Annotated in this window: 9 protein-coding genes; 2 read left to right on the top strand and 7 right to left on the bottom strand. The window is 64.4% G+C overall.

Annotated features, from left to right (window positions below; all coding sequences use genetic code 11):
- The 7 genes from CYJ07_RS20820 to CYJ07_RS20070 all read right to left on the bottom strand — a co-directional run.
- Positions 1-461: hypothetical protein (locus CYJ07_RS20820; protein WP_197038450.1), on the bottom strand; the 461-nt coding region annotated here is incomplete at its 3' end.
- A gap of 378 nt (positions 462-839) precedes the next feature.
- The gene (gene maiA, locus CYJ07_RS20045; protein WP_104205467.1) at positions 840-1,484 is read right to left on the bottom strand and encodes a maleylacetoacetate isomerase; all 645 of its coding nucleotides are present in this window, start codon (positions 1,482-1,484) and stop codon (positions 840-842) included.
- A gap of 17 nt (positions 1,485-1,501) precedes the next feature.
- On the bottom strand, positions 1,502-2,521 hold the full coding sequence (locus CYJ07_RS20050) for a fumarylacetoacetate hydrolase family protein (protein WP_104205468.1): 1,020 nt from the start codon (positions 2,519-2,521) through the stop codon (positions 1,502-1,504).
- 112 nt (positions 2,522-2,633) lie between these two features.
- Positions 2,634-3,944 (bottom strand): homogentisate 1,2-dioxygenase, encoded by a 1,311-nt coding sequence (gene hmgA / locus CYJ07_RS20055; protein ID WP_104205469.1) that lies wholly within the window; start codon positions 3,942-3,944, stop codon positions 2,634-2,636.
- Between the two features lie 15 nt (positions 3,945-3,959).
- Positions 3,960-4,175 carry a DUF2783 domain-containing protein gene (locus CYJ07_RS20060; RefSeq protein ID WP_104205470.1) on the bottom strand — a complete coding sequence of 72 codons (216 nt, stop codon included), beginning with the start codon at positions 4,173-4,175 and terminating at the stop codon, positions 3,960-3,962.
- Positions 4,162-5,874 (bottom strand): FAD-dependent oxidoreductase, encoded by a 1,713-nt coding sequence (locus CYJ07_RS20065; RefSeq protein ID WP_104205471.1) that lies wholly within the window; start codon positions 5,872-5,874, stop codon positions 4,162-4,164. Before CYJ07_RS20065 ends, CYJ07_RS20060 begins: the two co-directional genes overlap by 14 nt.
- A gap of 89 nt (positions 5,875-5,963) precedes the next feature.
- Positions 5,964-6,932, bottom strand: coding sequence for an MBL fold metallo-hydrolase (locus CYJ07_RS20070; RefSeq protein WP_104205472.1), 969 nt, complete (start codon positions 6,930-6,932; stop codon positions 5,964-5,966).
- 364 nt (positions 6,933-7,296) lie between these two features.
- On the opposite strand from CYJ07_RS20070, the gene CYJ07_RS20075 reads away from it, so the two are divergent.
- Positions 7,297-8,352 (top strand): TRAP transporter substrate-binding protein, encoded by a 1,056-nt coding sequence (locus tag CYJ07_RS20075; protein ID WP_104205473.1) that lies wholly within the window; start codon positions 7,297-7,299, stop codon positions 8,350-8,352.
- Positions 8,353-8,379: 27 nt separating this feature from the next.
- A partial coding sequence (locus tag CYJ07_RS20080; protein WP_104205474.1) for a TRAP transporter small permease occupies positions 8,380-8,846 on the top strand: 467 nt, incomplete at its 3' end.

Below are 8,846 nucleotides of genomic sequence, written 5' to 3' on the forward strand. Positions count from 1 at the left end.
TCATAGCGGTTGCGGTCCCGGTCCTGCCACTGCTGGTTCTGGCCGCCCTGGTCGTAACGGTTGCGGTCCTGGTCGCGCCACTGCTGGTTCTGGCCGCCCTGGTCGTAGCGGTTGCGGTCCTGGTCGCGCCACTGCTGGTTCTGGCCGCCCTGGTCGTAACGGTTGCGGTCCTGGTCGCGCCACTGCTGGTTCTGGCCGCCCTGGTCATAGCGGTTGCGGTCCTGGTCCTGCCACTGCTGATCCATGCCGCCTTGGTCATAGCGGTTACGATCCTGATCGCGCCACTGCTGATCCATACCGCCCTGGTCGTAGCGGTTACGATCCTGATCGCGCCACTGCTGATCCATACCGCCCTGGTCGTAGCGGTTGCGATCCTGGTCGCGCCATCGATTGTCTTGGCCTTGCTGTGAGAAACGATTGTTGTCGTTCCACTGGCTATCTTGATCCGATTGCTGGGCCACGGCGGATCCAGTCATAGCCAGCGCGGTTGAAATTGCCGTTGTCATAAGCAGCTTTTTAAACATGTCTAACTCCTTTAGATTTGTTTAAATTAAAGCCAGGCCATTTACATGCGCCGAAGTTCGACGTCACGAATCAAGCCGTGTCAGTAAAGCTAGCTGCCATGTTTGTAATTAATGGGGTGTCGAAAGTGCTTTTTTGTGTTCTTTTTTAAATTTAATTGTGCGGCGAGAGAGTTAAGCAATGGACGGCAAAACTCTAATGTTTACATATTGGGAAAAGCTACGAGTTTTTGATTCCAGAATGAAAAGCGCCCCCATCGATCGGACGATGGGGGCGAAACGGTTTACTGAAGGTTGAGCAACTGTCGAAAAGGGGAGCTACCCTGCATCCGGCTGCTCGCCCGGGGCGGCGCGACGGAAGGCCTCCAGCTCGCGACAGCGCTCGGTGATGCGCCGCAGGGTTGGGTAGGCCGCAAGGTCGCACTCGAAGCGCTCGGCGTTGAATACCTGGGGCACCAGGCAGATGTCAGCCAGAGTCGGGTCGTTACCGTGGCAGAACGTGCCGGTACCGGGCTCGTTGGCGAGCCTCGCCTCCAACGCGGTGAAGCCTTCGGCGATCCAATGGCGATACCAGGCTTGCTTGGCTTCGTCGTCCACCTTCAGTTCGTGCACCAGGTACTTGAGCACCTTGAGATTATTGAGCGGGTGGATCTCGCAGGCGATGAGCTGGGCCAGCGAGCGTACCCGCGCACGGCCCTCGGCATCGGCCGGCAGCAGGGGCCGCTCGGGGTGGCGCTCGTCGAGATATTCGCAGATAGCCAGCGACTGGGTCAGCCGCGTGCCGTCCTCGGTCTCGAGCACGGGCACCAGGCCCTGGGGGTTGCGGGTGCGAAAGTCGCCGTCTTTCTGCTCGCCTTTGACCAGGTTCACCGGTGCCTGGTCGTAATCCAGACCCTTGAGGTTGAGCGCGATGCGCACCCGGTAGGCCGCAGAGGAGCGGAAGTAGCCGTATAGCGTCGTCATGGTCGCCTCCCTGGCATTCACTTGGGCTGGTACTTCACCACCTGCTGGTCGATGGCACCGAAGATGCTCTTGCCCTGGCGATCGAACATCTCGATGCGCACGCGGTCGCCGAAGCGCATGAACGGGGTCTTGATCTCGTCGTAGAGGATCTTCTCGACCATGCGCACCTCGGCCAGGCAGCTATACCCGACGCCGCCCTCGCTGATCGGCTTGCCCGGGCCGCCATTGGCGTCGGGATTGGAGACGGTGCCCGAGCCGACGATGGCACCGGCGCCCAGGTAACGGGTGCGCGCGGCGTGGGCGACCAGCTCGGGGAAGCTGAAGATCATGTCGGGGCCGGCTTCCGGCTCGCCGAACTTCTCGCCGTTGAGATGCACCGTCAGCGGCAGGTGAACCTTGCCCTCCTGCCAGGCGTCGCCCAACTCGTCGGGAGTGACGCAGATCGGCGAGAAGCTCGAGGCCGGCTTGGCCTGGAAGAACCCGAAGCCCTTGGCCAGTTCGCCGGGGATCAGCCCGCGCAGGCTGACGTCGTTGACCAGCATGATCAGCTTGATGTGGCCGGCGGCCTGCTCAGGCGTCACCGCCATGGGCACGTCGTCCGTGACCACCGCGATCTCGCCTTCAAAATCGATGCCGTGTTCTTCGCTGACCGCCTCGATGTCCTCGGTGGGGGCGAGGAAGTGGTCGCCACCGCCTTGATACATCAGCGGGTCGTTCCAGAAGCTCTCGGGCATTTCGGCGTTGCGCGCCTGGCGTACCAGCTTGACGTGGTTGAGGTAGGCGGAGCCGTCGGCCCAGTGATAGCTGCGCGGCAGCGGCGAGTGCAGCTGGCTCTGGTCCAGCGCGAAGGCGCCCTCGGCGCGGCCGTCGTTGAGTTCGGCGTAGCGCGCTTCCAGTTTGGGGCTTACGGCATCCCAGTTCTCGATCGCTTGCTGCAGGGTAGTGGCAATATCGCTGGCGGATGCTGCCTGGCTCAGGTCGCGGGAGACCACCAGCAGTTCGCCGTCGCGGCCGTTCTTCAGGGTGGCGAGTTTCATCGTCGTCGAATCCTTTTCGTCGGGGCGGGGCCGCCGTGCGGCCCCGTCACAATAATAGGTGCTCAGATAAGAGGTGCTCAGGGCCGTTTATGGCTCAAGGCTGTTCATTGGCTCAAGGCTGCTTCGGATCGAAGTGCGAGCGCAGGGTCGACCACACGTCCACATAGTCGCGCTGGCGGAAGTCCGCATTCAGCGCTGCCTCGGTGGGATGGTAGACATAGCGACTCTCGAACATGAAGGCCAGGGTCGCATCCAGGCGCTGCGGTGTCAGCTCGGCGTTCGAGGCCTTCTCGAAGGTGTCGGCGTCGGGGCCGTGGGGCGACATGCAGTTGTGCAGGCTGGCCCCGCCGGGCAGGAAGCCCTCGGCCTTGGCGTCGTACTCGCCGTGGATCAGCCCCATGAACTCGCTCATCAGGTTGCGATGGAAGTAGGGCGGGCGGAAGGTGTTCTCGGCCACCATCCAGCGCGGCGGGAAGATCACGAAGTCGATGTTGGCCATGCCCGGGGTGTTGGAGGCCGAGGTCAGCACGGTGAAGATCGACGGATCGGGATGATCGAAGCTCACCGTGTTGATGGTATTGAAGCGCGCCAGGTCGTACTTGTAGGGCGCGTAATTGCCGTGCCAGGCCACCACATCGAGGGGCGAGTGGCCGAGCTTGGTGGCCCAGAAGCGGCCGGAGAACTTGGCCACCAGCTCGAAGTCGCCTTCGAGGTCCTCATAGGAGGCCACCGGGCTCACGAAGTCGCGCGGGTTGGCCAGGCCGTTGGCGCCGATCGGGCCGAGGCCGGGCAGCTCCAGCGGGCTGCCGTAGTTCTCGCAGATATAGCCGCGGGCGGCGTCGCTGCCTTGGGCCAGGCGCACCTGGAACTTCATGCCGCGTGGAATCACGGCAATTTCGCCGCCCTTCACCTCGAGCTCGCCGAGCTCCGTGCGCAGGTGCAGCCCGCCCTGCTGCGGCACGATCAGCAGCTCGCCGTCGGCGTCGTAGAAGAAGCGCTCGGTCATGTCGCGGTTGAAGGCGTAGACGTGAACGCCGCAGCCGGCCTGGGTGCCGGCGTCGCCGTTGACGGCAATGGTCAGCAGGCCGTCGACGAAGTCGGTGGGCTCGGCGGGAATCGGCAGCGGGTCCCAGCGCATCTGGTTGGGATCGGCGGCGGGTTTGGCCAGCGGCGCGGTGGCCACGCGGTTTTCGCCCAGCGGGCGGTACTCGCTTTGCACCACCGAGGGGTGGATGCGGTAGAGCCAGCTACGAAGATTCTCGTGCCGCGGTGCGGTGAAGGCCGAGCCGGTGAGCTGCTCGGCATAGAGGCCGTAGGCGCACTTCTGCGGTGAGTTTTGCCCTACTGGCAGGGCGCCGGGCAGCGCCTCGCTAGCGAAGTGGTTGCGAAAGCCGCTCTGGTATTCGAGTGTCTCGTTCGTCATGGAAGATCCCTCTTGTTACTTGCCTGTTTGCCTGTCTGGGGATGCCGTGCCGGCGATGGCCAGGGCCTCCTCGAGGACCTGCTGGACGCCGATATGGTTGGCCAGCAGCAGGATCAGCCGCGCGTTGATGCGTTCGCTCTCGGCCTCGCTGCGCTCGCGATGCAGTTCGGTCAGCGCGGCATAGAAGGCGTCCGGATCGGTGAAGTTGGGGTTCAGTTCAAGCCGTGGCATGACGCACCTCCTCGGCATCCAAGTGGCGGCCCAGGGCGCAATTCAGCGCTTCGTCGACGGCGTCGGCCGTCACCGAATTCCAGCGGGCGGTGACGTGCTGATCGGGGCGAATCAGGTAGCCGATACCGCCGGTCAGACCGTAGCGTTCGCCCACCAGCGCCTCGGCGTCCTCGATTAACGTGCTGCGCGGCAGCTCGGTCAGGGCATGAGGTGCCGGGCCGACGATCAGCACCTCGAGATCGTCACGACGTTCGAGCAGCGGCGCGAGCTCGGCCTTGAGCGCCTCGGCCCGGGCGCTGTCGACGCGCCCGTCGAGCAGCAGCACGAAGCGGTCGCCCAACTGGTTGAGCAGCCAGGCCGGGCGGCCCGCCACCCGCACCGGGGCGTCCTTGGCCGGGCTACCGGGGCGCAGTTCGCGCGGCAGGCCCTCGGCCTCGTGGCCGTTGAGCGGCGAGCCGTCGTAGCGGCACGGCATGGAGAGGCGTCCGCTGTTGACCAGGCGACGGGCGAAGGGATAGTGCTCGGCCAGTTCCAACACGCTGTCGCGGAACAGCCGGCTGACACGGCTCTTGGGCGTGATGAAGTCAGTGGCGCGGGTCGAGTTGAGGATGTTCTCGGCGGCGCCGTGCTGGCGCTCGTCGTCGTACGTCGAGAGCAAGACCTCCGGAGCCTGCCCCTTGAGCACCCGGGCCAGCTTCCACGCCAGGTTCTCGGTGCTCTGCAGCGCGCCGTTGGCGCCGCGGGCGCCGAAGGGCGAGACCTGATGGGCGGCGTCGCCCATGAAGAACACCCGGTGGTGAATGTAGCTATCCATCTTGCGACAGCGGAAGGTGTAGACGCTGGCCCATTCCAGCTCGAACTCCACGTCCTCGCCGAGCATCGCCTGCACCCGGGGGCGGATGTTCTCCTCCTTCTTCTCTTCCTCCGGATCGGCATCCCAGCCCAGCTGGAAGTCGATGCGCCAGACGTTGTCCGGCTGGCGGTGCAGCAGCACCGACTGATTGGGATGGAAGGGCGGATCGAACCAGAACCAGCGCTCGGTGGGAAAGTCCGCCTTCATGATCACATCAGCGATCAGGAAGCGGTCCTGGAAGATCTGGCCGCGGCTCTCCAGGCCCAGCATGTCGCGGATCTTGCTGTTGGCGCCATCGGCCACCAGCAGGTAGTCGCAGGTCAGGCGGTAGTCGCCGTCCTCGGTGGCGACGCGCACTTCGCTGCGCTCGGGGCGGCTGGCGACCTCGACCACCTTGTGCTTCCAGCGCAGGTCGATGCGATCGGCGAGCGTGTCGGCGCGACCGACCAGGTACTCCTCGAAATAGTACTGCTGCAGGTTGATGAAGGCCGGCATGCGGTGGCCCTCTTCCGGCAACAAGTCGAAGTCGTAGACCTCGCGTTCCTGAAAGAACACGCGTCCGCGCTGCCAGGTCACGCCCTTGTCGACCATCGGCTGGGCGCAACCCAGGCGGTCGAGGATCTCCAGCGTCCGCTTGGCGAAGCAGATCGCCCGCGAGCCGACGCTGACGGTGTTGTTGTCATCGAGCACGACGCTCTCGACGCCCTGCTGGGCCAGGTCGATGGCCATGGCCAGGCCGGTGGGGCCGGCGCCGACGATCACCACCGGGCAGTGGCGGACGTCGTCACGGTTGAGCTCCGGCGGGCGTCGATACGGGTAGACGGGATTGTTGTAAGTAGTCGGCATGCTTCCTCCGGCCGGGGCAGGCCGAACCTCGGTGTCGACCTGCCCCGGCGCCGCTCGCCAAGTACGGCGTCGGCAAGGTTGTTGTAGCGTTACTGGTTCTCGACGGCTTCCTGCAGCGAGTGCCACATCTGGGTATCGCGCTCGGCGGTCCAGATGCGCGGGTCGGGGTATTCGCCGCCGGCCTCGTCATAGCAGCGGGTGATGTCGAACGGCAGGCAGTGATCGAAGATCACCCAGTGGCCGTATTTGGGCTTGAGCTTGGCGTAGGTCTCGGAGTAGCACTCGGAGAGCGATTTGCCGGCGGCCTTGCCCGCCTTGACGCTTTCGTACATGTCGGCGAGGAAGTCGCGGGTGCCCTGGATCGCTTCCTGGCACTGCTCCGGCGACTGCAGCGCTTCGCCGCGGCCCGGCACCAGCTTCTGCGGGGCCATCGCCTGCAAGCGGTCGAGGGTGGAAGGCCAGTCCTCATGATAGGCGTCGCCGGTGTAGGGCGTGGCACCGTACTCGACCAGATCGCCCGAGAACATCACCTTCTCCTCGGGCAGCCAGACGACGGTGTCGCCCTTGGTGTGGCCGCGACCGAGGTGGATGATACGCACCTCGCGCTCGCCCATGTACACCGTCAGTTCTTTCTGAAAGACGATGTTGGGCCAGGTCAGGCCGGGCACCGAGTCGACGCCCTTGAACAGGCGTGGGAAGCGGCCGACCTCGGACTCATAGTCCTGCTGGCCGCGCTCGACGATCAGGTCGTAGGTGTTCTGGCTGGCGTAGATGTTCTCGGCGTCGTAGGCCGAGGCGCCGAGTACGCGCACGGCGTGATAGTGGGTCATCACCACGTGCTTGATCGGCAGGTCGGTCACCTCGCGGATGCGACGGATCACGTCCTGAGCCATGATCGGCGTAGCCTGGGTGTCGATCACCATGACGCTGTCGTCGCCGATGACGACACCGGTGTTGGGATCGCCCTCGGCCGTGTAGGCGTAGAGGCCTTCCGCCAGCTGGGTGAAGCTGATCTGCTTCTCTTCGGTATCGGCATGTGAGGCGAATTTCTTGCTCATGGTTCCTCCACTGTCGTCGGGGCGCTAGTGATGAAAAGCGGTCGCGCGGGGCCGTGCAATTCACGGAGCATAGTTGTCATTGAAACTATATGTCCAGCAAACCACGGACCAAGTGGCAAGGCAAGCCTGCGGCAACTGCCGATTTTTTGCCTGAGATCATGGATTTTCCCCGCTTTTAAGACCTAAGTATAAGTTCGGCTTCGCTCAAATTAGTTGCAGGGGAGATTATCAGTCGGGCATGGTGAAAGCGTCAGAATGCGTAATGGCTGAGGCGCTCTCATCCGCCTGCTGCCCGGCGAGAGCTCAGTCACCGACACAACAATTCGGCGCGAAGTCGCCACCCGTGACGACTTAGGAGCACACCATGAAAATGACAAATCGACTGATGATCGGTGCCGCGGCGGCGCTCGGTGTAGGACTTGGCGCGCCGGCCCTGGCCCAGGAAACCATTACCGTCAGCACCTGGGGGGGGCCCAACCACGGCATCAATACCATCGTCTGGCCTACCTGGAAGGCGTGGATTGAGGAGGCCACCGAGGGGCGCGTCACCGTCGAGGTGGTACACGACATGGGGCCTCCGGCCGCCCAGATGGAGATCGTGGCCGACGGCGTCGCCGACGCCAGCTGGATCTTTCACGGCCATATGGCGGGTCGTTTCGAGCTGACCCAGCTGCCGGAATTCCCCACCTTCGAGGCGTTCACGTCCGAAGCGGCTTCCGCCGCCTACTGGCGTACCTACCAGGAATACCTGGCCCAGGCGGAGGAGCATCGCGGCGTCGACGTCATGGCCATGGGCGTGCACGGGCCGGGTCAGATCTTCACGCGCGACAAGATCGAAACACTCGACCAACTGGCCGGCAAGCGGGTGCGCGTCGGCGGCGGGGTGATGAGCGACCTGGCCACCGCCATGGACGTGACAGGCGTGGCGCTGCCGCCGACCGGCGTCTATGAAGCCGCCTCGCAGGGCGTCATCGACGGCGCGATGCTGACCCTCGAGGGGCTGCGCAGCTTCCGCGTGGCCGAGGTGCTACCGCATACCCTGACGGTGGATGGCGGCTTCTACCGCGGCAGTTTCGCCATCGTCATGAATCCGATGTTCTGGGATCAGGTCTCGCCAGAGGACCGCGAAGCGATCGAAGCCGTCTCCGGCGAAAACCTTTCACGCCTGTTCGGCTACATGATGGATGCCATGGACGAGCGCGGCGTGGCCTTCGCCGAGGAGCAGGGCAATACGTTCACCGAGGCCTCCGAGGAGGACATCGAACGCCTGCGCGAGGTGACCGACGAACTGATCGCCGAGTGGAGCGCCGCCGTGGAAGGCCGTGGCATCGATACCGAAGCGGCGCTGGCGCACTTTCGCGAGCAGCTCGATTCGGCTGCCGAGCAGGAGAGCATCGCCGGGCGCGTGGTGCAGCAATAACCCGTTGTATCTCCAGGAGGCTTGACCATGCCGACCTCGTCTCCGTTCGTGTTGCGGATCGGCCGGGTCATGCAGCTGGGGCTGGAGGGGGTGGCGGGCGCCACCCTCTTCGCCATGATGCTGCTGACCACGGCGGACGTTACCGGACGCTACTTCTTCAATTCACCGATTCTCGGCACCGTCGAGCTGACCCGCTTGATGCTGGCGGCGCTGGTGTTCCTGTCGCTGCCGGTGGTGTGCTGGCGCGAGGAGCACGTCAGCGTCGACCTGCTCGACACCGTGTTTCCGCCGCGCCTGATCTGGATTCGCCAAGTGCTGGTCAACCTGATCGTCACCGGCGCGCTGTGGGTGATGGCCCGGCGGGTCTGGGCGCTAGGCGAACGCGCCATGCAGTGGGGTGACGTGACCGAGTTCCTGCGTATCCCCAACGGCTATCTCATTTATTTGATGTCGATCATGCTGGCCGCGTCGGCCGTACTGACGCTGCTGCGCGC

Origin of the sequence: Billgrantia saliphila (genome assembly GCF_002930105.1) — a bacterium.
Lineage (GTDB): Bacteria > Pseudomonadota > Gammaproteobacteria > Pseudomonadales > Halomonadaceae > Halomonas > Halomonas saliphila.